Source organism: Neobacillus niacini NBRC 15566 (assembly GCF_001591505.1).
Classification (GTDB): domain Bacteria; phylum Bacillota; class Bacilli; order Bacillales; family Cytobacillaceae; genus Neobacillus; species Neobacillus niacini.
Genome location: NZ_BCVA01000059.1, coordinates 1 through 23949 on the forward strand (window position 1 = coordinate 1; position 23949 = coordinate 23949).

Annotated in this window: 24 protein-coding genes; 10 read left to right on the forward strand and 14 right to left on the reverse strand. The window is 34.1% G+C overall.

Going from position 1 to position 23949, the window contains the following annotated elements; genetic code table 11:
• Positions 1 to 240 precede the first annotated feature (240 nt).
• On the reverse strand, positions 241 to 492 hold the full coding sequence (locus BANA01_RS25890) for a hypothetical protein (RefSeq protein WP_063255298.1): 252 nt from the start codon (positions 490 to 492) through the stop codon (positions 241 to 243).
• Positions 493 to 884: 392 nt separating this feature from the next.
• Positions 885 to 1391, reverse strand: a complete 507-nt coding sequence (locus BANA01_RS25895; protein ID WP_169803749.1) for a helix-turn-helix domain-containing protein — start codon at positions 1389 to 1391, stop codon at positions 885 to 887.
• A gap of 677 nt (positions 1392 to 2068) precedes the next feature.
• Here BANA01_RS25895 and BANA01_RS25900 point away from each other — a divergent pair.
• Complete coding sequence (locus tag BANA01_RS25900) at positions 2069 to 2695, forward strand: hypothetical protein (protein WP_063255301.1); 627 nt, start codon at positions 2069 to 2071, stop codon at positions 2693 to 2695.
• A 259-nt stretch (positions 2696 to 2954) separates the two neighbouring features.
• On the opposite strand, the gene BANA01_RS25905 is transcribed toward BANA01_RS25900, so the two are convergent.
• Positions 2955 to 3902 carry a hypothetical protein gene (locus BANA01_RS25905; RefSeq protein ID WP_063255303.1) on the reverse strand — a complete coding sequence of 316 codons (948 nt, stop codon included), beginning with the start codon at positions 3900 to 3902 and terminating at the stop codon, positions 2955 to 2957.
• Positions 3903 to 4351: 449 nt separating this feature from the next.
• On the opposite strand from BANA01_RS25905, the gene BANA01_RS29745 reads away from it, so the two are divergent.
• A complete protein-coding gene (locus tag BANA01_RS29745; RefSeq protein WP_157411895.1) occupies positions 4352 to 4501 on the forward strand; it encodes a hypothetical protein in 150 nt (49 codons plus the stop codon).
• A 696-nt stretch (positions 4502 to 5197) separates the two neighbouring features.
• The gene (locus BANA01_RS25910) at positions 5198 to 5443 is read left to right on the forward strand and encodes a hypothetical protein (protein WP_063255305.1); all 246 of its coding nucleotides are present in this window, start codon (positions 5198 to 5200) and stop codon (positions 5441 to 5443) included.
• Between the two features lie 660 nt (positions 5444 to 6103).
• On the opposite strand, the gene BANA01_RS25915 is transcribed toward BANA01_RS25910, so the two are convergent.
• The 5 genes from BANA01_RS25915 to BANA01_RS25940 all read right to left on the reverse strand — a co-directional run bounded on the left by BANA01_RS25915 (position 6104) and on the right by BANA01_RS25940 (position 8459).
• A complete protein-coding gene (locus BANA01_RS25915) occupies positions 6104 to 6310 on the reverse strand; it encodes a hypothetical protein (protein ID WP_063255306.1) in 207 nt (68 codons plus the stop codon).
• Between the two features lie 255 nt (positions 6311 to 6565).
• Positions 6566 to 6790: a hypothetical protein gene (locus BANA01_RS25920; RefSeq protein ID WP_063255308.1), complete on the reverse strand. Its 225-nt coding sequence runs from the start codon at positions 6788 to 6790 to the stop codon at positions 6566 to 6568.
• A gap of 61 nt (positions 6791 to 6851) precedes the next feature.
• On the reverse strand, positions 6852 to 7580 hold the full coding sequence (locus BANA01_RS25925) for a hypothetical protein (RefSeq protein WP_063255309.1): 729 nt from the start codon (positions 7578 to 7580) through the stop codon (positions 6852 to 6854).
• A gap of 321 nt (positions 7581 to 7901) precedes the next feature.
• Positions 7902 to 8192 carry a hypothetical protein gene (locus tag BANA01_RS25935; RefSeq protein WP_063255311.1) on the reverse strand — a complete coding sequence of 97 codons (291 nt, stop codon included), beginning with the start codon at positions 8190 to 8192 and terminating at the stop codon, positions 7902 to 7904.
• Positions 8193 to 8216: 24 nt separating this feature from the next.
• Positions 8217 to 8459, reverse strand: coding sequence for a hypothetical protein (locus BANA01_RS25940; RefSeq protein ID WP_063255312.1), 243 nt, complete (start codon positions 8457 to 8459; stop codon positions 8217 to 8219).
• A 428-nt stretch (positions 8460 to 8887) separates the two neighbouring features.
• On the opposite strand from BANA01_RS25940, the gene BANA01_RS25945 reads away from it, so the two are divergent.
• On the forward strand, positions 8888 to 9268 hold the full coding sequence (locus BANA01_RS25945; protein ID WP_063255313.1) for a replication/maintenance protein RepL: 381 nt from the start codon (positions 8888 to 8890) through the stop codon (positions 9266 to 9268).
• A 376-nt stretch (positions 9269 to 9644) separates the two neighbouring features.
• Here the strand turns inward: BANA01_RS25945 and BANA01_RS25950 are convergent, their stop codons facing one another.
• Positions 9645 to 9887, reverse strand: coding sequence for a hypothetical protein (locus BANA01_RS25950; protein ID WP_063255314.1), 243 nt, complete (start codon positions 9885 to 9887; stop codon positions 9645 to 9647).
• A gap of 393 nt (positions 9888 to 10280) precedes the next feature.
• Between BANA01_RS25950 and BANA01_RS25955 the strand changes: the two genes are divergently transcribed.
• Together BANA01_RS25955 and BANA01_RS25960 are read left to right on the forward strand one after the other, a co-directional pair.
• Positions 10281 to 10784, forward strand: coding sequence for a DUF3967 domain-containing protein (locus tag BANA01_RS25955; protein ID WP_169803751.1), 504 nt, complete (start codon positions 10281 to 10283; stop codon positions 10782 to 10784).
• Positions 10785 to 12881: 2097 nt separating this feature from the next.
• Positions 12882 to 13754: a hypothetical protein gene (locus BANA01_RS25960; protein WP_063255316.1), complete on the forward strand. Its 873-nt coding sequence runs from the start codon at positions 12882 to 12884 to the stop codon at positions 13752 to 13754.
• A gap of 205 nt (positions 13755 to 13959) precedes the next feature.
• On the opposite strand, the gene BANA01_RS25965 is transcribed toward BANA01_RS25960, so the two are convergent.
• The 3 genes from BANA01_RS25965 to BANA01_RS25975 all read right to left on the reverse strand — a co-directional run bounded on the left by BANA01_RS25965 (position 13960) and on the right by BANA01_RS25975 (position 15739).
• Positions 13960 to 14205 carry a hypothetical protein gene (locus BANA01_RS25965; protein ID WP_063255317.1) on the reverse strand — a complete coding sequence of 82 codons (246 nt, stop codon included), beginning with the start codon at positions 14203 to 14205 and terminating at the stop codon, positions 13960 to 13962.
• A 501-nt stretch (positions 14206 to 14706) separates the two neighbouring features.
• Positions 14707 to 14988, reverse strand: a complete 282-nt coding sequence (locus tag BANA01_RS25970) for a hypothetical protein (protein WP_063255318.1) — start codon at positions 14986 to 14988, stop codon at positions 14707 to 14709.
• Positions 14972 to 15739, reverse strand: a complete 768-nt coding sequence (locus BANA01_RS25975) for a ParA family protein (protein ID WP_063255319.1) — start codon at positions 15737 to 15739, stop codon at positions 14972 to 14974. The genes BANA01_RS25970 and BANA01_RS25975 overlap by 17 nt, the downstream gene beginning before the upstream one ends.
• 297 nt (positions 15740 to 16036) lie before the next feature.
• Here BANA01_RS25975 and BANA01_RS25980 point away from each other — a divergent pair, with 297 nt between their 5' ends.
• Positions 16037 to 16948 (forward strand): nucleotidyl transferase AbiEii/AbiGii toxin family protein, encoded by a 912-nt coding sequence (locus tag BANA01_RS25980; protein WP_063255320.1) that lies wholly within the window; start codon positions 16037 to 16039, stop codon positions 16946 to 16948.
• Between the two features lie 28 nt (positions 16949 to 16976).
• Here the strand turns inward: BANA01_RS25980 and BANA01_RS25985 are convergent, their stop codons facing one another.
• Both BANA01_RS25985 and BANA01_RS25990 read right to left on the reverse strand, forming a co-directional pair.
• A complete protein-coding gene (locus BANA01_RS25985; protein WP_063255321.1) occupies positions 16977 to 17861 on the reverse strand; it encodes a type IV toxin-antitoxin system AbiEi family antitoxin domain-containing protein in 885 nt (294 codons plus the stop codon).
• A gap of 355 nt (positions 17862 to 18216) precedes the next feature.
• Complete coding sequence (locus BANA01_RS25990) at positions 18217 to 18735, reverse strand: hypothetical protein (RefSeq protein WP_218008428.1); 519 nt, start codon at positions 18733 to 18735, stop codon at positions 18217 to 18219.
• A gap of 373 nt (positions 18736 to 19108) precedes the next feature.
• Between BANA01_RS25990 and BANA01_RS25995 the strand changes: the two genes are divergently transcribed.
• From BANA01_RS25995 to BANA01_RS26005, 3 genes are all read left to right on the forward strand, one after another.
• Complete coding sequence (locus BANA01_RS25995; protein WP_063255323.1) at positions 19109 to 20059, forward strand: site-specific integrase; 951 nt, start codon at positions 19109 to 19111, stop codon at positions 20057 to 20059.
• An 859-nt stretch (positions 20060 to 20918) separates the two neighbouring features.
• Positions 20919 to 22094, forward strand: a complete 1176-nt coding sequence (locus BANA01_RS26000; protein ID WP_063255334.1) for a replication initiation protein — start codon at positions 20919 to 20921, stop codon at positions 22092 to 22094.
• A 449-nt stretch (positions 22095 to 22543) separates the two neighbouring features.
• Positions 22544 to 23818: a helix-turn-helix domain-containing protein gene (locus tag BANA01_RS26005; RefSeq protein ID WP_063255324.1), complete on the forward strand. Its 1275-nt coding sequence runs from the start codon at positions 22544 to 22546 to the stop codon at positions 23816 to 23818.
• Positions 23819 to 23949: the final 131 nt, after the last annotated feature.

The following is a 23949-nucleotide window of genomic DNA, read 5'->3' on the forward strand; positions in this document are numbered from 1 at the left end:
TATGGTATTATTAATAGACTGCTAGGTATTCATAACCCCGAAATAAGCTAATTAATATTTACTGTTTCTTTCGATTCATAGAAAGTAGTGGTTTTAGCACAATTTGATTCGTCTAAACAAACTGTGATTTTTGCTGAATGTATGTTTTTAGATAACAACGCACCTTTAATATCGTGGGGGGGTTCCGAAATATAAAAAACCCCTAACCGAATGTTTAGGGGTTTTAAAGGAACTACGGAACTATTTATTCCATGTTCTTTTTATATTTTTTTCTATGCTTTTATTCTTATGGTCTTCCAAATTAATGATTTTTGATGTTTTATCAAGAACTTCGGGCAGATCGTCTCTTCCAATTAATTTTTCTAAGACGATTTTGCCACCTTCCATAAGCTTATAGCCTAAAAATGTAACTGCACCAATTGCTAAGGTACCTAAAAATACATCTCCTCCACTGCCGAATTGAATTTCTTTATTACCGTCTTTAATAAACATACTTGTTCCTCCTTATTTATCTTAGCTTAGCCCCGTTCCCTTTATGTAAATCTTGGCTGGAGTTTGCAAATACATTACTACAATCTTTTTAAGATATCGGACTTGTTGACACCAAACTTCATAGCAGTAGCTGCTGCTGCCTCATCTTTAGACATTCCTTCCAAAATCAATTGCAAAACAAAAACTATAATTTTTATCCAGAACATTTTTCATCTTCCCCTTATTTTTTTAGAATGTTAATTAGTGCCGTTGTTACTACCGGAATAACTGCTATCACCATATCTTTACCTAACTTAATAAGTTTCTCTTTTTCCATCCTTAATCGCTCCTTCACTTTTAAATAATTATTTTTATAAGGGTTGGAAGTACCTTTAGTGCCATTTGGGATAGATTTACGAATTTTCGCTCTTTTTAGTCTTGTCCATTAACACCATATAACCGGCAATTTCATCTTCAATCTCAAGTAACTTCATTTGATATTCCAGTTCAATTTTCTTTTTCTTTCTTTGTAATGCTTCGATGTAAATTTTTATATCTTTTAATTCAATTGTTTCGTCATTTGATGTTACATGTGAAGTTCCAGCACCATTATTCAACTTAGTTTTTGCTGCTTTATTTAATAAACCGGCAGCTCCTGCAGTAATAAGTCCTTTAATAATTGGATTTATAGCTGAGAGTGCTACCTCAGTTGCTACGGTTTTAGAAATAGTTGTTCCTGGTACCTTTGCTCTTTCTTGTATGAATTTATTAAGAGTTTCTTCATCAACTAAATAGCTCTTCCCATCCAATTGAGCTTTTAAATCCCCATTTCGTATCCATCTTCGGACAGATTCCTCTGAAACATTTAGTAATTCGCTTATTTCTTTTGTTGTACGCAAATTTGTTTCCAAACTATTCACTACCTTCCTTTTCATCAACATCCACCCTATACACACACCGTAACTTGTGAATATAATATAACACACACACAATGTGTGTTCAACTATTTGTGTGTGTTATTTTTTAATTTTTATTTAAATGTATGAATTTATCAAAAAATACATTCAATTCTAATGTTCTATGGAGAGGATTGTTGTGAAAGGGTGGGATTGGACCCAAATCGGTATGGCGCTCATAGTTTAAGAAGCGGGTTTTGTTCGACAGCTGCGAGGGCTAGAAAGGCTGAGCGTCAGATTATGAAGCAGACCAGGCATAAGAGAAGTGATTCGTTGCAGAGGTATATCAAGAAAGCTAATTTTTTGATGATAATGCAGCTAGTGGCATTAGGCTTTAATATAAGCCTGGACTCCTTTTTATAGTGCTAAAGAAAAACTTTAACTTCTTTCCTTTTTCGTATATTCACAACTTAGGAAAGGCGAACACTTGCCGGAAAAGCTTTTACTATTAAAACAATTGGACTGCCCAACACTGGCAGTCTTTTTTATTTGCAAGCACATTGATTTCATGACCTATCTCTACTGTGCCTGCAAAAAAAGTAAAAAATAAATGTTGACTTAGAAACAAATACCAACTATTCTTAACTTAGACACCTACTAAGTAGCTACTAAATTAATACTAAAAATAGGAGGTTTAATTTATGAAAATCTTTATGTTAAGAAGCAAACCGAATAACACAGAACGGATTGACGTGTTTCTAAGAGACAATGTGGTTACGATTGGTTGGCAGGAAACAGGAGACTTAACCAATGCTACTAAAGAGGATATTAGAGAGGCATTAAAATCTAATGGTTATGAAGGGCAATCACTTCTGACAAATTTAGGATTAGTTAATGCATTTGTTAGAACAATGCAAGAGGGGGATCTAGTATTAATTAGACAAGGAAACATAGTCCATATAGGAGAAGTAGGTCCATATAGGTGGGCCAAAGAATATGAAGACATGAAAATGTCTCATGCGCATTCGGTAAAAAGATGGTTTACTCCAGTAGCATTCAACCAACTTAATGCCTCTATGCAGTCCTTACTTAAAAATATTAGGACTATCGCACAATATCATGGAACTATAGAAGAAGCTGATTTACTAAAGTTTATTTCTGATAATCCAGAAGAGAAGCCCAATACTCACATTCCAGCAAAGGATAAAGAGAACTTGCTCGCTAATACACTAGAAATTCTTAAAGACTTGGCAAATAATGCAACAGATGAAAAAGTTCGATTAGAGGCAGCTAGGGAACTACTAAATCACCTTAAAAGTACCTACTAAATATTAATTGAAATCATGAGAAGGGATGCGGCGGTTACCGAAAAATTAAAAAGCTAAAATATTTGTAATTTGCAAGAAATAAGTAATGACCATATAGAAAAAACCACACAGACAAATCTGGTAAAGACTTGTTGTGTGGTTTTTTCTTGTGGTTAAGATTTGTTATTGTTTTTTTAGATACTTTTCAATGATGTTACGAGGAATGATACCAAGACTTTCCTAGGCTCCAAATACACCCGTTATGAAACATGATAAGATTTTATTTACTTAACCAATTGGACAACAAATTATTATTAATACTACCAGTACTGGAATAATCAGAAATATGCAACCTATCTTTTTTATAGTAGTATCCCTTTTCAACCCAATCTTTAATAAGCCCTCTCATGTTTTCGATATCTTTAACGGTCTCAAGCATCTTGATTACTGTACTTGTAAACTCATATTCATTTAATGCTATAGGATCATCACAGCTGCAATGTGGTATAACATATTCTCTTTGAATTTGATAATGATACGCATCTTGAATGTGTAGAAAATCCTCAACTGATAAAGATATTTTATTTGAAACAATCATAGCCTTAATTTTGATCTTTAAATCGTTGGGAATTTGAGCGTTCGATAAAACATCATAGTTATTAACAAGATTAAGGTTAAGATTAAGGTTAGTATTATTATTAATATTATTATTTTTAATAATATTATTTTGATTGATATTATTAATGTCCTGATTTCCCCTACCCTCAACGTCCGGATTCTGAAACACCGTATCCTGATTTTCAGGATACGGTTCATTTTCATTTTCCTTCATTGTTTTATCTTTTTTTGTTTTATATTCAATGATTAAGTCTTTACCGTTTGTGGCTGACCGTTGCTTTATATTTTCAAGTTCATCTGCTACTTCTTGTTTAATATCTGAAAAAATATAAATCATTTCTTCGAATGTTTTTGTAACAAAATCTATTACCCGGATCCTTGAAAAATATCCAAGTTCGATTAGTTCATTAACGATTTTATAATGAGCATCCCGGCCATTTTTTGAACGAGTGGAGATTTCTTTTATGTTTAGTTTCCAGCCTAGTGTATTAGATAAAAAGATTGCTAACAAACCTTTAGCCTGTAAGGATAATTCTTTATCCCATAATAATGAATTAGAAATCGGTGTAAATTTTTCTTTTTTTACATTCCGATAAGTAGTCTTTGTCATAATATATCGTCTCCTTTTTGGGAAAACAAAAAGAACGTAGCTCGTCGTAGATCTTCATACGACAAACAGCGCTCCCTAAAAATAGACAAAGTAAAACACTTGAAAAAAACATATTATATCCCTTAAAATAGCTACATAATATTGTTTAGATAAGAGTTTTGAGCAGAAGTTTGTCGTGGTTCTGGCACGATTGACGGTTTCAGGGTGTTGGTAGCACCAAGGAACACGCTTAAAGCTCTTTTTTTGTTTCCACACATGAACTTGTGTCAAGTATAAACTCTACAAAAATATCAATTCAAGAAAAAGGGATTTTTTTAATTAACTATGAACAAATCACTTCTTCCATTTATTAATAGAGGCACCTTTGATTAAATACTCTTTCTTATTTTTACTTCGAATAATAAAAGATTTCCCCTTAAATTAACGGAAAGAAAGGAGTGATATTATTCATGAATGTTGATGAATTAATAAAAAAGTTTGTTCGAACAAAAGCTGAAGCTGAAGGTATAGAAAAAATGATATCAATGATGATGTGTCTTAAGAAATACGAAAACCTTGCTAGATTTAAAGATGAAAAAAGTAATACTAGGAGTACTTGAGAAAAAATATATTTTTTCCATATTGTCGTTCTATTTTAAGATAAATCGATCAAGCCTGTTTTATTGGATATAAAACACTAAAAGGGCTAGGAGAATGATTTTTTTGAGGGGTATGAAATTTGTAAAAGGTTGCAAATTAGCAACGTTTTTAGGATGGTTTCATTTTTGTCATAAAATAGACGGCGCAAACCATTGATGTATCAAGCTTTGGATGAATAATGAAATGAACAATGAAATGAATAATTTAAAAATAATTATTATTCATAGGATTATTGATTTCATTCTTAATTTAAGGGTCTAAAACCTAGAAATAAAAACTGAATAAGATAAAGCCAAAAAGATTTTAGATTAACGCTTAGAAGTCGAAAGTAAAGCCCAAAAGTTAAAAATAAAAGATTAACAATTAAAACGACGGATTTTTTAGAAATAAACCTTCAAGGGAGCTCCCGTTTTTTATTTTTGGATTTACTCAAAAAAATGCGTATAAGAACTAAATGAGCAACAAAAAACCCGCTACACTTAAAATGTAGTTCTAAGTATTGGTATTAAAGGGATTTGACGGAGAAGGAAAAGGATAATTTAAAAATATATTATCCAACGAATAATCTATTTCTTTCTCCAAATCTTGAAAAAAAATTGAACACCACTCTAAAAATACCGATATATATGGATAACCCATTTGAAAGGAGGGAGATTATGATTATTTATGTACCTTGTATAGCAACCCCTGGTGATTATGTAAAAAACATTTATACAGGAGAAATAAAACGGGTAGAGCGCGTTGAAAATGAAGGACTAGCAAAAGTAGATGAAGATCCATTTTATGACTACACTGGTTGGTGGAATCGAAATGACTACCTTGTACTGTTTGAAATCTACGAATATCCAACTCCACTAGAATCCGTCCCAAAAATTAAAAAACTATTACAACTCCAAGAATAAAAACGAACAGGGACTGCTGTGGTCAGCACTCCTTGTTTTATTTACGAGATTTTTTTAACTTTAAGGAGGAATTTTCACCCCAATTTTGCTATTTTCCTTTTGGGGATAAAGGTATTTACCTCCTTATAAGCCACTTGAAACGCTGTAGTTCATTTAGAATGGCCTTATTCGCTAACACCCCAAATAATCCATTTTCATTTTCTTTTAGGCCAATTGCGTCACTAGGCTTTTGTTTTGGTCCCTTAAAGCGGTTTTTTGATTGAGGTGACTTTATCCCCTTTAAAATCATTTTTCGCCTTATACGGCGCGAGAGACGGGGTTTAAATCTCCCTTAACTCAGAGCATTCTTCCTTTTCCTTTGGTTTTTCGCTCCCAGGTGTGCCGGTGATTCCAGTAAATTCAGTTCAGAGGATGAAAATGTGGAATGAACCATGGCAGCCGGTGCCGAGTATTTGGAACGGGAAAAAGCCAAGATTTACCTGAGGATTTTAGCCAGATTGCAACTGAAATTGCGGGATGGCATATCTAATAGCCGGAAATCATGTGATTTGTAGTATTATCTAAACCGAATACTAGATTAATTGGCTGCCATTTTTGCAGCTTTTTTTATTGTAAAAGTAGAATAGGGTGTCTGTTGTTGTTGGAGGACACCCTAAGGGCTTACACTTTCAGTTTTTCAAAATAAAGTGGATATTTACTGACGATTTCCTCGTACTTCCCTTTGTCTTGGATGAAATCCTCTTTCCATTCGGAACATTTAGCGTGAACAATGCCGTTTATCCCGTCCAGGTAAACAAATTGCCCAGCTACCATTTCTTCTTCACAAAAAATACAATGCGGTACGTTTTTTTCCATAATTTGTTTCATGTTGATCATCACCTCCAGCACAAACAATTCCTTGCAGCAGGTGCGTTCTCCTTTGCCGTCACAAATTGTTCTTTATTTTTTAGCAAATCTTAGCTTTTTTCAATAGGTGACTTGTAGGCAAAAACACGAATAAACCCTTTAATCTCGTCACTTCAATGCATTAACGCAGCACACCTAAGGTTGTTAAGGTGAAAAGCTAGGATAAAGCGCCAGTATTGGTGCTAGAACGGTATCTGTGCTTATGGAGAACGGTGTTTAATTACCGTCCAAAAGATAAAGAGTAACGACTGTAGGTTTCCGTTTATTAGTCTTATCAAGAACGTAGACAATGCCATTCTTAATGCGTTTTTCAATGTTATTGACTTGATACATGTGTTCACTGTCCTCAATATCCCTTTCAATAAAAAAACGAACCACCTCTGAAGCCTCAAAGGTAATCCGTTCTTGAAACCGTTCGATTACATGCTTAGTGATATACATAGTATCCTCCTTTGATTTAGTTCTAAGGGGGATGTCTCCCCCACCCCCCGTTCTTTGTGAATCAAAAAAAGCAACCATCGTTGTTGGATGATTGCTGCAGGTTAAAACGTAGATTCGGTTGTGCTGGAAGATCGAATGGAATATCTCCTTTGCGGTATAAATTTGCAATGTGACCATAGCTTTCAAACGCCCCATTTTGGAACTTAAAGATGTAACCGTAGTTGTTGACGAGGAATGCGTTACAACGTGTGTATTCTTCCATCCAGGTACACCAAGCGTTGAAAAAATCCATGGCGTTTTTATTTCTTTGTAGTAGTAATAACTCGGATTGTACTAGGATGATATTTTCGTAAGAAAACTCGTAAAGTGCATTAACCATGTTATTTTTAAGATACCAAGTGGCTGTTTGAAGACTATCTTCCCAATCGAAGTTGTCTTTTAAAACCTTTTGATAGTTGGTTAAAATTACTTGTCCATGAGGAAGTGTCTTTAAGATTTCTAGATTGTTTTTATGGTCACGAATACTAAAGTAATAGTAACTAACTAGTTGTTCATCTGGTTCAGTACCAAATGTAAGTTTTAAAGCCTCTGTTACACACTCGATCATCTCGTCCCCAGCTAACTTTTTGACTATTTCAGCATTGTGCTGCCGACGAAGTATTTTCCAAGCGATTTGATGTAATGTAAAATAACTTGATCTTTCCACCCCTTTTAAATGTAATCTCGAAACTAAGCAGCTTTTTTCTGTCAGTGTCCTGGCAAATTGGATGCCATGTTGGACTGAATACATAAAGATTCCTCCTTTAGTAAAATAAAAAAACTGCCTATAAAGACAGTTTTAATACATAACCCCACGCGCTAGCGTAAGTATATGACCACAAAGAAAACGCAGTCTTTGTGAAACCTTAAAAGATTCCAAAAAGGGTGGAGGCGAAAGCCTCCCATGTTTCTTAACATCAATGACACTATCGATACTTCAGTAATAGTGCATATTGACTACGTAACCAACGTTGAACGTGTAATCTTTCAAAACGGGAAAGGGCGACAGCCCCAAAACCGAAAAGAATGGAGGGGCGCCTCCCTTTTAGCAGTAAATGTTGCTGGTGAAAAATTAAAAAGAGTGACTTGAAAGCCTTTTTTCGATGAAATCCTGTCTATTTTTTATAATGGTATATGCTTTATTTAAGTCATCTTCAGCCATAGAAATTGTCATTGCATGGCTAGCAAGTCCAGTCGCTCCGAATGGTAATGGATTTTTTACATTACGGTATTCCTCTTCGTATTTGTTATAAATCCAGTCATATGTAAGTTTAAAGTGTTCCAGTGTATACGTTATTGATGCTGTAAGAACTTGTAGTTCTGATAATTCTTTATGGTAATCGAGTGCGTTTTTGGTGCCCATTGTTCTTCACTACCTTTCTTTGTTTTAGATATAAAGGTTAGACATACTCTGAACAATCTTATCGTGCTGATACTTGAATTTTTCTAGAGATCTAACCAAGCTGACTTTTGAATAAGAAATAGATATTCCAAATATGCTATCTGGGTCATTTTCAGAAGTTAAGTGACTTTCAGCTGCTTCTGCCCATTCAATAGCTTCCTCAATGTCCGTAATTAACTTTTTCAACTCAAGCAATTCATAATGGTAATAAAGGGCATGTTCTTTCATACTTTTCTTCTCCTTTTCTTAGTGAAATTCAAAAAAGGGCACACCGCTTGCGGTGCCATGCTTATGCATACATGCTTTATGTCTTTATTCCAACAAACAGCTTGATTGGAGTAAGAACATAAAGACAACGTAACCTACGTGAAACGTGAAGAAGGTTCAAAAAGGGTGGAGGCGAAAGCCTCCCGTGAGCTAGTTTAAGTACTGAAGTATGCGTGCTGTTGTTCAAGAAAGAGCACACCACTTGCGGTGCTATGCATATGCCACTCTTTTTTATGCCGGTTTTAAGTTATGCTAAAAGAAAAAGAGAGAATAAAAGAGAAAAAGGAAATTTATCCTTGTTTATCAAGGGTGGCGGTGTTTTCCTTTGTTGTAGTTTAGGTGTATAGTTGTAGTAATTATCTACAACAAATAATTGGAGGAATAGGATTGTGGCAGAAAAATTTTTAAAAATGGACCAAGATAATATGGTTGCACTGATCAAGCTTATAAAAGGGGAGCAACAAGCGGCGGTGGTAAGTTACATAATTGATAACCTGGATTTAAGGTATAATAGGTTGGATAAAACTCAAAGAGAAATTGCGCATGATTGTGGAGTAAGTACCAAAACTGTAAGTGACATTATTAAATTATTATGTGAAAAGGGATTTCTAAAAAAGAGGTATGGGAAATCATTAGGGGGGCAGTACATGGTTTCGCCTCATTTATTTTATAGGGGTTATGAAAATCGCCAAAAAGTAGAATTGAATGATAAATTTAAAAATTTTGATAAGAAACCTAATTATCTTAAGGAACCTAAGAAACCAGAATAAAAGGACTCCTGAATGTAGAATCCTTTTGCTGCGGTCCTTATGCCCGTTTCCTGACGGTATCCGGCTTTTCTTTTTAGGGCAAGGAAAAAAAAATCTGGCGGTATTTTTAAAGTCGCTTATTCGGCTGATTATGGGGCCGTGCGCACGTCTAATGATGCCTTGAAAATCCTAAGATTCTGGTTCGTTTTTGCGTAATGACTTAGCAATGGAGAAATCCAGTAGCGTCAAGGGCTTAGCCTTTACATACGCGTTAAGAAATGTTTAGTTTTTGCTTATTTTCTTAGGTGTGCTTAATGTGCGCAGAAAATGGTGTGAAAATATTGCACAAAGTGGCTTGATAAAACAAAAAAAGCTTATTTGATGTTCTTTGCAATGCCTATGTAAGCAGCTTTTCGCTTTTCCATTCCTTCCTCAATTCTTTTCTGGACCACTTAATAGCCTGTTCATCGTCGTAGCTTTCACTGAAGCCGACAATAGCTTCATCTTCATCTTGCCAGTAATAAGAATAGGCTTCAAAAATACCATTATCTTGTTTATACACGTTTGTTCTAATGGTTCCTCCGATTTTATCCCTCGTTTTCACCCAGTAAAAACTTTCTGTGATCTTGTGCTTCTCCATTTTTTTCAACTCCCTTCCCTTCGAATGATAAGTGTAATCTGCTCTCATATCAAAAGACGAAAATGTGAATTTTGATATGAGAGCGTGTAGCAAAATGGTGTTTTTTACTGAAAAAAACAGTCGTTTTGGTGATTTTGCTACACCTATAAGGCATGAAAAATCAATTTTGGTAGTTTTTTTCGAAAGGACACGAAAAAGTGCCTCACATTTCTTTTAGAGGATTTTCACCTTTGAAAATAGAACGTATAAAAGAACGTTATCAGGGAGTGAAGGTGAATGGAAGGTGTATTTGAGAAGGCGTATTCGCCTAAAGAGATAAATACAACATTAGATATAGGAGATAGCACGCTAAGAAAATGGTGTCTTTCCCTTGAGAAGAACGGGTATGCGTTCATGAGGAACGACCATAAACAACGGATATTTGTAGAGAATGATGTAGTCGTATTACGGCATTTTCAGAATCTGGTGAAGCACCACAATATGCAATTAGAGAACGCTGCAAAATTGGTTGTAGATCGCTTTGGTAAAGGGGCGTTCGAGGCGGGAACGGGAGGCGTTCCTGCAGTAATGGAGGAAGAAAACGACGTTTTAAAGCGTGATTTAATACGTTCTAATGAGGATATAATGACGACGTTGTTAGAGCATGTAAAAACGCAAGATGAATTTAACCGCACGTTATTGCGACGCTTGGAACAGCAGGAAAATTTCAATTGTGAATTGGTTCAACGGTTAGAACAGCAGCAAACATACATTGAAGAACGCCTGGAACAACGGGATCGTAAGCTGATGGAATCATTAAGGGAATCCCAGGAGGTAAAGCAGCAACTTTTGCAAATAGCAGCCACACAGGAAGAACAGAAAAAGAAAGGCTTTTTTGCCCGTTTGTTTGGAAAGTAAGCGTGGGGAGAAAATAAAAGGGTGATAGATTGTTTATGGATATAATTCTCTGAAGAGGATTGCATTTTTATGGGTGTTTCTTGTCTTTTATATATCGGACTACAAACAAAAAGATAAAGAAAATTAGAAGAACAATTAGAAATACGTTTAAGTCAAGCGGGGATTCAAGATGATTCTTAAATACCTTGGAAGGTACCCATCTTAAAAAGGTGGAACAGCCATAACTCTGTCATTCGAAGCGTTTTAGAGTATCCTAAAGAATCCTGAAGAATCCTAAAGTATCAGAAAATGTCATACAATGTCAGACAAAAGTGTACAAAGTTAAACAAAGTTATGCTACTATTGTGGTAGTAACCTATCATCTTTGATTACTTAATTAATTTGTTCAAAACATGTTTGTGGGATTTAAAAACTGATAGGTTGCGAGGAGTTTTTGATCTTTTTATGGTCAAAAAATCAATTGGAGGGCCGAGACCTTAGCCGTGGGAAGCTAAGTTGTCGGTAAATTTAACTGGTTATAGTTTAGTGTTTTTAAACTTCAAAGATTACCTTTTTATGATTTAAGAGATGAAAAAACCTCGGGCGTGGGAACCTGAGGTTTTTTCGTTTAGGTATAGCATTTTTAGGGAAGAATCATAATAAATATTAGAGAAGGTGAGTGGGAGTCAGTTCGGCAGCCGTTTTAAGTCCAAGTGCTTGTGGGCACGAACCGAACCACCTTTCTTTTATGTACTATGATCTTACCGTCCGTATGGTACTACATTGTGGGAAGTGTAGTGCTACTGGTTATCCATTAAACACTTTGAAAACGAATAAAAGAAGGTTTCCGATGGTTAGTGCCCAATCGAAGCCTTTTTTTATTTTGCTTTCGTGAGTGGTAATGAAGTCTAGTATTTTTCTCTTCAACTTCATCGACCCCCTTTTTATTGATTTAAGAGAGGGCCGCCTTGGACTATACTCAATATTATAGCAGACAGATGTTCGATAAGTAGATGTTTTCGACAGAAAAATAGACCAAGATAAGAAATAAAGTAACAAAATAAACCGATTCTATTAAAAAATGTGATGCAGTGTTTCTTGTACGGGTCGGCAAAAATTTTTTTGCCCTATTTATTGATTTAAAATTGCCCAATCCTTAACCATTCCTTTTAGAAAAAAAGCTTAAAACAAGGCATTTATATGCATACACTCCATCACCATGAAATAGATCAAAAGTTTGTTATCCTCCGCAGCCAAATTCCCCTCCTGCATGAATAACGTCAGTATCGACAATCTCCTAAACAGGATGATAAAGATAACAATTTCTCATTCTATTACAATTAAACGAACAATCCCCTATAAAGTGAAAGTTAATTCGTCTGAAGTATTGCCCTCAGCAACACTGAGACAGCCCCTGCGGCCGGAGTTTTGGAAATTGGTATTTATCTTTGGCTTGGGTGAGAGGACCCCTTGACACCCCCTAGCCCCCTGTGTACCCACCTGCCCAGTAAAAAAATCAATGGTATTAACGGTAATAACTTCGTATGTTGGTACCGTTCGTTATCGCTATTTCCGTTCTTATTATGATAGTGAATACAGCTTTATTCCTGTTTTGTCATGGTACTACTTGCATATGTGTTTGACATCTGATGGTACCTCATGTGATTTTTAATATTCCCCCTGTCACTGGTGGGACTGACTGCCTTGGTTATACTATACAATTGGTATTACCTACTCCTTAGCTATAGTCCTTCTATAAGCCCACCTGAACCACAGAATAAATCCGTTAATACCTCCCTTTATTCAGTAACCATTCAATAAAAAAGAGGGTGCAGATCATAAAGAATCTACACCCTTAAAACTAATTTATGGACTCCTAAAACATAGCACTTTAATAAATAGAAGTGTTTGTACATTAGGTGAACATTATTTTTAAAATCCAATGTAACAAAATACCTAGAAACAGAATGAGGCGATATTATTGAATAATGATTTTTTTCAATCCTTAAGACATACAGGCATTAGTTCCTGAAGAAAAAAATATGGTTAACCTTAGTTAACATGGTTAACCTATGATATAATAATGTTATAAAAGTTAACCACAGGAGGGTAAACCAAATGTCAGATAAGACATTCGGAGTAAAGGTAAGTGAGGAACTATATGAAAAAGTCAAATCTATGATTGAAAATAGTGGGGATTCAGCAAAGGAGTGGTTTGAAAAGGCTGTTGCTATTACTGAAATGCAGTCCATTAAACAAGGGGCTTCAGATTACAACAAAGAGTTAACCGAATTAGATATACATACAGCTAGGATTTATGAATTAGTTTCTAATATGGTGCAATCATCAATCTATATCAAAGACAATGCTGTGAAAGAGGTAACTGATAAGCTGGAACAAAGGGAAGCCATTATAAGCGAGTATCAAGAAAAGGCTAATAATGCAGTAGTAGAATTAAAGCAGGCCCAAGAAATACTAAAGGTGCTGGAACAGGAAAAAGGGGAATTATCGAAGCAACTTGAAAGTCAGCAGGCGACGGTTGAAAATAATCAGTCATTGATCCATGAGTACAAGGAAAAGATTGATACTTTATCGTCATTGGTTAACCAGTATAAGGGATATGCTACTGAAAATGCAGAGTTAAAAGAAGCCTTCGCCAATGAAAGAGAATCCATGACAAGCCAGTTTCAGCAAAAGGAAAGCCGACTAGTATCGTCAATCGAGGAATTAAAGGCAACCGTTCACGAGCAGAAGCAACTACTAATCAGCAAAGAAAGAGAAATGGAATCATTAAAGGTTAATTATAGTAACCAGTTAACACAATTAACTAGTCAAAAGGACTTAGAAAAAGCAAGTGCAATACTGGTAGTAAAACAGGAATATCAAGAGAAGCTGCAAACAATTCACGACCAGTATAACGAAAAGTTGGCCCGAATATATGAAAAGTTGGAAAACGGTAGCAAGAAAAAGCCGGCAACAAGAAAAGAATAAATGTTTAAAGCCTGGGTATAGTGATGTTATTTAACGGGTCGGTTGAGAGGTGTAACTCGTCAATTGACAACCGAGTTGGACTAACAAAACGCATAAGTTTTAACAAAAAAATAGCGATAGAAAAAGCAACTGAATACAAACGATTTCAGTTGCTTTTTTTAGATTTTATTTAAAAAATGGTTCGTTTTTTCTGTTACGATTCTTTTTAAAGCAATAATCTTTTAATTCCTTGAAGAATTTGTTGAAGTTCATCCTTTAAATATTCCTCAGGATAGACACCTTCCTGCATTGCGAGCTCAGATAATACGAGTAAACTTTTAAAAGTTCCAGATTTCGCACTGAATTCTTCAAAAGTCAAGTCCTGCCAAGTTGTTTCAGCTTTAAGAAATTCCCTAAGTTCTTGCATCCCACTGTCATATTGTTCTTTTATGTTCTTTGTATCGCCCTTCAACTGCCTTTTCACCTCTCAAATTAACAATATTAGTTTTTTCACTTCAAGGAAATACTTTTGTTTTTTCAAAAGTTAGAAATTCATTTCGCAAAGGAATTATCTTTAGAAAATAACATCGTAACAAGTAGCAGTTAATTCCTTGTTTTTTCTAGCTGCTTTTATGTCTAATTAATCCCATTTTGAAGCATTATTACGGGCTTTTAGCAGTGTTTCAATTAGCTTATCAAGTTCATAGAGATTGAATCTAATTCCTACCGTATCAAGATTATCCACCCTTTTGCCGTCTATACATTAGAGATACGAGAACGACGTTTTCAAGCTGCTATTGAATTATTGCGTTTCGTAAAGTGATATTACCACCTAAAAAAGTAAAAGAGGCCTTTCTTTTTACCGAAAGGTCTCTTTTATGATCAAACCAGTGAAATTCTACTTTCTGGATATTCGCTTATTTAATCATTAGTTCATTTGCTGTTACGGGACTAGCTTTTTCTGTTACAGTTCTTATTTATATTCCATTCTATCAAAGTACTCATTAATTGCTTTTTCAACTATATCAACCATAGTGGTATCGTTTAAAGCAGCAAAAGTTCGTAGCTTTTTATGTAGAATAGCATCTAATTCAAACGTAGCTTTTTTGATCTTTCTTTCTGTATTTACTGTTTCCTGTATACCTGTATTTATGGTTTCGCTATGAACCATTTTACTTATAACTTCTGAATTCCCCTTTTTTTTGGGTGGCACTTGATCGGGTGTTGGCCTTTTGTATTTATTTTTGAGTGACACGTGAAAGCAGCTCCTTTATAAAATCTCTATGTATTTCCGTAGCTTGGCGAAGTTCTGGATTATCAAAAAATCCATATACAGATAGTCTTCCGATTGCTGCACGACGAGGTATAGTGGTTTTAAACACTAAGTCTTTATATTCCTCTTTGATTAGTTCTAGCAGTTCTTTATTATCATTTCGTCGTGAATCCGATAGTGTTGCTAATATTCCAGCGATTTTAAGATTCGGATTTCCATTATCCCTTGCCCCAGTGATTGAATCCATGAATCGAGGTATAGCGTTATAACTAAATTTTGCAGTCTCAAACATAATCACTACATAGTCACTTGCAATAAGAGCATTCACTGTTTGGATACTTAAATTTGGTGGAGTATCAATTAAAATAAAATCATATTCTTCTATAACCTTGTCGATGGCTTTTCTTAATAAAGTAGATTTAGGTATTGGACCTTTATAATCTGCAATTAATACTAGATAATCATCTGCAGCTACATAATGAAGATTATCTGAAGCGACTTTAATGAAAGGATCAACATCACCAAATTCTAGAGCCTCTTTGATTGTTTCTTGATAAAAGGGTTCTAAATCATCATATCCACTAATCAGTTGTGTTAGATTGCCTTGGCTATCCATATCTATTGCTAGTACTTTGTATCCCATATCACTAAGAAGGAAAGCACTAAGGCCACATGTGGTGGTCTTGCCTACGCCTCCCTTTTGTAGTGAATAGGTAATCACTGTTGCAGTCATATATAACCCTCCATTCCATTTATATATGTAAATACAGTTATACAGATTATTGTATTTACATATATAATGCTTGCTGTATTTACAGTTTAATATTATATATTCAAGATTACTAATTAAATCTCCTTCTTAATAGACCCTATAAAGTTAGATCAGCTAGGTTTTAATGGATTTTGGGTGATGTTTAATTCAATATGCACAGTTAAATTTAGATAATATTGTAAATCAAGGTATTTTTCTCTAAATACACCATTTTTGTGCTACTATTTTAGTAGATTAGAATGGAAAGAGGTAGTAGATTTGGAGCTGAATTTAGAGCAATTAAAAGAAGTAAGAAAATTAACCATCATCGCTTTATTTTCTGATGATGATTTAATGGAAACCCTAGTTTTAAAAGGTGGTAATGCTTTAGAAATTGGATATGGGCTAAATTCACGTGCCTCAATCGATGTGGATGTATCTATGATTCAAGAATTTGAGGTTATAGGTTTAGAGGAAACAACGGACCTTGAGGCTAAATTAGATAAAGTTTTAAATAAGGCTTTCGAACCTACAGGATACAGAGTTTTTGATGTTAAGGTTAAGGCAAAACCAAAAAAACTCAACGAAAAAAATGAAGATTTCTGGGGGGGATATGAAGCAAATTTTAAAATTATCGAAGCTAACCAGTATGAGAAGTATGAAGATAACCCTGTTGCTCTAGGAGCAAAAGCTATTGCTACTAATAAAGGCAAGAAAAATGTAAAAATTGACTTCGGTAGATTTGAATATTGTGGATCTACAATTAACAAAGAGATTGATGGGTTTGATATTCAGATATATACCCCTGAATTAATTCTTTTTGAGAAACTTAGAGCTATATGCCAACAAATGCCTACATACCTTGAAAGTATTGGGAAATCTCATGATTTTGGTCGACCAAGACCCAGAGATTTCTATGATATTTATACTATTTTAGAAAGTGACAAGATTCCTGATTTGAACTTAAAAAGTGAAGAAAATATTGAGCATATGAAAAAGTGTTTTGAGGCTAAGAGAGTTCCTTTAGAATTATTAGCGGAAATAATAAACACGCGCGATTTTCACAAACAGGAAGAGGCTAAATTAAAAGATTCCATACTTAATAAGGCTGAATATAAAGGGTTTGATTATTATTTTGACTATGTGCAGCAGGTAATTGGTAATACTGCCCTTAAGCCCGAGGTCATATAAAAAAGCTGAACCAATCGGTTCAGCTTTTTTATAAGTTCATAGGGTAATAAATACGCCAACGTTCGTTATATGCCTTGTTTTCCATGTTATACGTAAGATAAAAATCATTTTCAAAAGTGAACTTATTTTCGATAAGCTTTATGGCGTTCTCTTTATAACCAGCTTTTTCAAGGTAAAATCCAATAGCTTGATGGTACGGATAAGTAAAATCAAGTTTTTTTAAGTAAGCTATAATTCGATTAACCGAAGCGTCTCCTCGTGCTTTTTTAAAAATATTTAGTACCTCGAATACTCCTCCTGAATATTGCGGCCGAACTGTTATATCAATAAGAGTTCTTTCGATGTCCGTAACTCTAATGTTTTCACGTTCAATTACGCCTAGGTTATTCGAATATTGACTGTTAATAATATATATTCTTTGGTTATTGTAATCTAAATAGTTATTTGTACTTCTCATTGGTTTAGAAAACGCAATATCTATATTTTTTTGAGGAATGAGTTTATTATTTGTTTTTGTTTTTTTCGTTTGCTCATGGTTTACGTACGTTGATTTAACAATTTCATCCGTTAAATCATGGAACATAACGGCTGAATAGTGACATAGGTATGAATTTGGATAAAGCGATAATCCTAATGAGGTGATATTAATATCTCTTTTTAAATAGAGAAACCTTTTTTCTCTTCTACTACCGGTTCCAAATTCAACCTCTTTTAATAACTTTTTCTTAAGAATAAGATATTCTAAAAATTGTTGTAGTGTTGTTGAGTTTGGTAACCGCCAATTCAGTCTATTGCTTGCAAGTACTCTTTCAATTTGAGTCAGCGTTAATACATCTGTGTTTATTTCATTAAACTCATTAATGATATCATCCCTGTATAAATCCATAATTTGATATCTATTCGGGCGTGCCATAGGAAAACCACCTATTTTTGAGTTTCTTTCCACATATAATGAAATATATATATTTCATTATACCACCAATATTTAAAAATATACCATAAAACAATAAATTGTAACGAAAATTTATTGTTTTATGGTATAATGAAGTGTATACACTTCATTATACACTGTTAAAAATCGATTGTCAAGTGGATAAAAGAGGGCCATTTTCATATATCAGATCTCGTGGTTATAAGATGAAGAAATTTTCTATCCATATCTGCTCCATTGAAAATCACCAAATTAGAAACAATCATTCGATATTTATTTGTATTTATGTAAATACAGGTATACATTAAGCTGTATTTCCTACCAATAATATGGACAATCACTTTGAAAATTTGTTTTTGGGTTGTAAATTCTCTTTTGTAGAAGGAGGCACCGACAAACCGATGAGTTTCATTGAGATATTTGTATAGATGGAATTAGGATTTCCTCTCAGTAAAGTGGCATGAACCACCACGTCTTGACCTGGGAAGGTTTTCTCCAGCAGCGTTCTCATATGCCTTGTATCTTTATTCTTAGGATGGACACCAATAAACAATCCCTCTTGATACACACCATCCTCACTCTGACCATCATGTACAATTCTAATCACCAATTCTCCTCCAACATTCATGGCCTTCTTTTTCTGTTCCCATGTATCGGAAGGACATTGAGGTGATAGAAAATGTTTTTCCTCAACCTCACAGCTGCCATTATTAAATTTCTTGGAAAAGGAGCAGGTACTACAAGGTTTTACTGCCTTAACACGAGTATCAACAACAACTTCTTTTTCCTGGAATACATTTAAATCCTTATCCAAAGTTGCTGCTTTATCAAAATCATTATTAAGCTGGTTTTCCATTGCTCTATGATTTTCATTTTTTTTTGAAAACCATTGAAATTTAAAACCACATTCATAGCAAAAATTTGCTTTTTCGAAACGTTTTTTTCCGCACTGTGGACAAAATTTCATGTTGCTCCTCCATTCCCGTCTTTAAAATTTTACCTAATAAAAAATTCAACGCATTGGCATAATATCCTGTATTGTAGTGTGAAAGAAAAATCCACTATAATGGCAACTAGAGAACATTCTACAAAACATTTCAAAACTTAAGATAGTATTAATTTACATAAATCCTAGCTTCCGATAATATATAGTTATCGGAAGCTAGGGTAAAAAAACGCAGCTAAGTACTGACCTTACAAACTGTTTTATAAATTAAGGAGGGATGAAATTGCTCGAGCCCAAAAATGAATCTCTATTAAATATTGAAAGAGAAAAATTAGAAAAAATTAATTTTTACATAAAAAACTCCAAGAGTAAAAATACGCAAAAGGGCTATGAAGCTGATTGGAAGCATTTTACTGATTGGTGTGAAGTGAACCTTCGGTCACCTCTTCCGGCTGATGTTGGAACTATTTGTTCCTACTTAATTGAATTGGCCACCACACATAAATATTCAACATTACGAAGACGGCTATCCTCCATTAATCAGGCTCACAGGTTCAAAAAGTATCTCCCTCCTTCAAGACACATGGAAGTTCAGCTCTTAATGGAAGGAATCAAACGGGAAATTGGATCAAAGCAAGAGCCAAAAAAAGCATTAATGCTCCAGGTATTACCTGATTTAATCCAGAATATTGACACTGCATCCTTAATCGGAATCAGGGATAAAGCAATCTTATTGTTAGGCTTTGCCTTAGCAAGCAGACGTACAGAATTGGTATCTATTAACATAGAAGACTTACAAATCAATGATTTTGGAATGGATGTACGAATCCGGGAAACTAAAACACACAATGATGATTTGATTAAAGGGGTTGTGTTTACCCATAATGAATTTTGCCCTGTGAATGCCACTCGCGATTGGTTAGCTGCAGCAGGCGTTTCTTCTGGTGCACTTTTTAGATCCATAGATCGACACGGAAATGTAAAAGACCGTTTAAGTGATAAAGCGATTGCTTTGATTGTAAAAAAATATATTAGAAAGATAGGAATGGATGATACAGAATTTGCGGCACATAGCCTCCGAAGTGGTTTGTCAACAAGTGCTGCAATGATGGGGATGACAGAAATCTCCATTATGAAGCAGACCGGTCACAAAACCAGAGAAATGGTGGATCGATATGTACAGGCCGGATTACGCTATAAAAACAATGCGAGTAGCATTCTGAAAAACTTATAGAGTTTAAGCTTATTGCCAAAGAGTGGAAAAAGCATTGATTGATACTGTTTTTAAGAAATGCAATAAAAACCGGGGACCGAAGCAAAGTGGGTTATCGTTGTAAATCTGCATTTTCCTGACGTTGTCCATCTATGGAATCATAAGTATTTATGTAAGTACATTTAACTGTATACCTGTATTTATGTAAATAAGCATTTCTGAAGGGGACCTATGTATAAAATTAATACAAATATCCCTATTAAAGTTTTTTTATAGTTTTATATATACAACCGTCTTTTTAATTTGACATTATTCTCTCGCTTAGATAGCGAGAACATCCTTTTGATGGAGAATTGGAGCGGGTAATAGTGGATGGTGAAGATTCAACAAAAATGATGAAGGATTTGGAAAAAAGGGAAGGGTATGAAGCTAGATTTGCATTCATATAAAAGGGACATTAATAATAAACACCATTTTTGTTATAGTTAGCACCAAAAAAGTTATAGTACACCATTTTTGTTATAGTTAACACCATTTTTGTTATAGTTATAGCACCAAAAAAGTTATAATTAACACCATTTTTGTTATAGTTAACACCATTTTTGTTATAGTTAACACCATTTTTGTTATAGTTATAGCCCTTAAAGCCTTGATTTGACTAGTTTTTTTTGAACTGAAAACAATTAAATTCTATTAAACATTTAAAATATATATTGTAAAACAAACACAACAGATCTGTGTGTTATAAAATATAACAAAAAAATACTTTAGTTATAGTTCGATCTTTGACATAATTAGCATTGAAGTAGGAGGGAGAAGATTATTAGTGGCAACAACTATTATTGAGGCAAGGAAAAATCACCTTGTTACCAAATCGAATATGCTTATAGAGGCAAACTATAAACTTGGTGTAGTAGAACAAAAGATTATACTTTGTCTTGCTAGCAATATTCAGCCAACTGATTCAGACTTCAAAACGTACAATTTACCAATAAAAGAATTTAATAAATTACTAGGATTAAAGGGATCTCCTAAGTATTCTGAATTAAGGCAGATTACCAAAGAAATGATGCAGAAAGTTTTTGAAGTGCGGATTAATAAAAAAGTAATCCAGGTCGCCTGGCTTAGTTATGTTGCATATAACGAGTCAGAAGGTACCATTGATATAAGATTTGATCCTTTCTTACGACCTTACCTTCTTGAACTTAAAAAAAATTTCACTAGTTATAAACTAGAAAATGTAGTGAAACTGAAAAGCACATACGCCATCCGGATATATGAACTATTAAAACAATATGAAAAACTAAGGGAACGGACATTTCTTCTTGTAGATTTGCGTAAAATGCTTGGAGCTGAAGATGTCTATCCTGCATATGGTAACTTTAAACAACGAGTTTTAGTACCAGCTCAAAAGGAATTAAAACAGAAAACCGACATCAACTTTGAAATTGAAGAGATAAAAGTGGGTCGAAGGGTCGAAAAGCTAAAATTCATCATAATATCTGGTCAGAAGAAAAGTGAAATTAAACAATTGGAATTTTTCGGAGGTGATTTAGAGGAGTTTCAAAGTCCAAATACATACTTAAATACCGTTAAAAGGCATGGGGTACATTTAGGATTACAAATAGATGATGATACTATTAAATCATGGGAGAAATATGGACAAACTAGAGTTATAGATTTAATGGAACAAATGCTTACTAGGACTGATATTGATAACCCTATTGGATATATCACTACTGTCCTAAAGGCTAGTAAAGTGGAACAAGAAGTAACAGCAAGATCTGATACGTCCAGTATTTTATTATATTTAGTATCAAAGTTAAGAAAATCTAAAGAATCTAAACAATCATGGTTGATACGTGATTTAGCTATTGAAGAATTACAGGCAACTTTCAATATGAACTTGGACGAAGCCTCATCAAAGTACGAGGAAATCAAGAAAGATTTGTTTGAAGCTTTAGGGGTCAATGAACCCGTAAAGCAATTTTCAGAAGAAGAGCTGGAACAAAAGAAACAACGGTTTGAAGCATTTTTACAAAGTAGAAGAAGTTAATATAACATTTTTGGTGTCAGAAAACACTATTAACAATTACCCAGTGTCTATTACAATAAGCAGCGTTTTGACTCTATATAGGTAAGTTTAACAAGAGCATCCAAGAGGGTGCTTTTTTATTATGGTCAGAAATTTTTCTTTGAAAAAAGTATTTAAACCGCATGGGTACATGATATGTGATGAAAAAACAAGGAATTTATTACATTAGCCCAATCCTCTAATGCCAATCGTTAAAAACAGTATAAAGAGTGCATACAGAAGCCAGAAGAATACATAAAACTACAACAACCAGAAAATAAGATGGTCAAGAAGGGATAGTTTACTGGTAAATAAACTATGTAATGTATTATTTATTTTTTAAAATTAAAAAGTATTTAACGAAATTTATGTAAATACTTCTACTACACCATTAACGGTAAAAGTACTTAGGTTCAGTAGGAGGAGTAGAAATGAAACAAATACCATTAACTGAAGATGAAAAGAAATTAATATTAAGCCTTCATGAAGAAGGAAAAACCGCACCCGAAATCGCAGAAGGAATACAACGTCACAACTCGACCGTTTACGATTTTTTTAAGAAAGGAAATTTGGTGCCTAATTCCAAACCTGATATTTTCTCAGAAAATGAAAAAGAACAGATGAAGGAATTGTATATAAGAGGGGAAAGTCTAGAAAAAATATCAAATAAATTTAATTGTTCTCGAGCAGTAATAAAAAATCGATTAGTTAAAATGGGCATAAAGATTAGAGAGCAAAATAAAAAAATTTTCTTACCGAAACACATCATTAATAAAATCGTTGATGATTATCAACACGAGCGCTGCTCAACATATGAATTGGCGGAGAGATATGGCCTTTCTACCACTAAAATAACATCCATTTTAAAAGAAAATAATATAAAGATTCACCCAGTTGGTAAAAAGTACACAGAAGAAGTAGTAGATGAAGTTGAAAGGTTAGTCGGATTGGGTTTAACAGGGAGAGAAATTGCTCAAAAATTGGACGTATCTGAGGCTTGGATTAGTTACAAATTGAAAGAACGTGATTTATATCGAGAGAGAGGACCAAGCCCGAATATAAGAAGAAATGACTACTTTGACAACATCGATAGTGAAGATAAGGCATACTTTTTAGGGTTACTTGTGGCCGATGGGTGCATTCGTGAAAATTACTCGATACACTTGATTCTTCAGCGAGAGGATTCGGATGCTGTCATGGGTTTTACAATGTATATTGGAGCAGAGGGTAAATTCAAGTTTTTACACGAAAGACGAGATTATCCTAAGTGGAAAAAAACGTATGGGGTTAGATTTAAGTCCAAATATATGTATCATTCTCTTCTTCAATTAGGAGTTAAACCTCGTAAGAGTGGCAAGGAAGTTATGCCAGATATACCAGAACATTTAGTACCTCACTTTATAAGGGGATATTTTGATGGAGATGGTTTAACTTGTGTGGGACCTGCTCGAAAATATTCAGGATTTTGTGGTAGTAAAGAGATGCTAGTGAGCATTCAAAAACATCTAGGAACCAACCTAACTATCCATGAAGAAAAAGGAACATGTAAATTTTCTGGGGGAATTCAATTTTCAAAAGAATTATATGACTATATGTATTCTAATGCTACTATTTGGTTAGATAGGAAACGGAGAAGAATGGATATAATTTGTAATTATAGTTTAGAAACATGGCCCAGAAATAATATTATTCCAAATAGAGCTTAAAAAGATTAAAAATAAGACCGGAAATTTATACTTCTCAGATGGTCTGCAAAATAACAAAAGGTAAAGCAAATAGCTTCACCTTTTGTTTAGAGTTTAGTCAAACAAACCACTTGAAAATCCCCCTATTGATT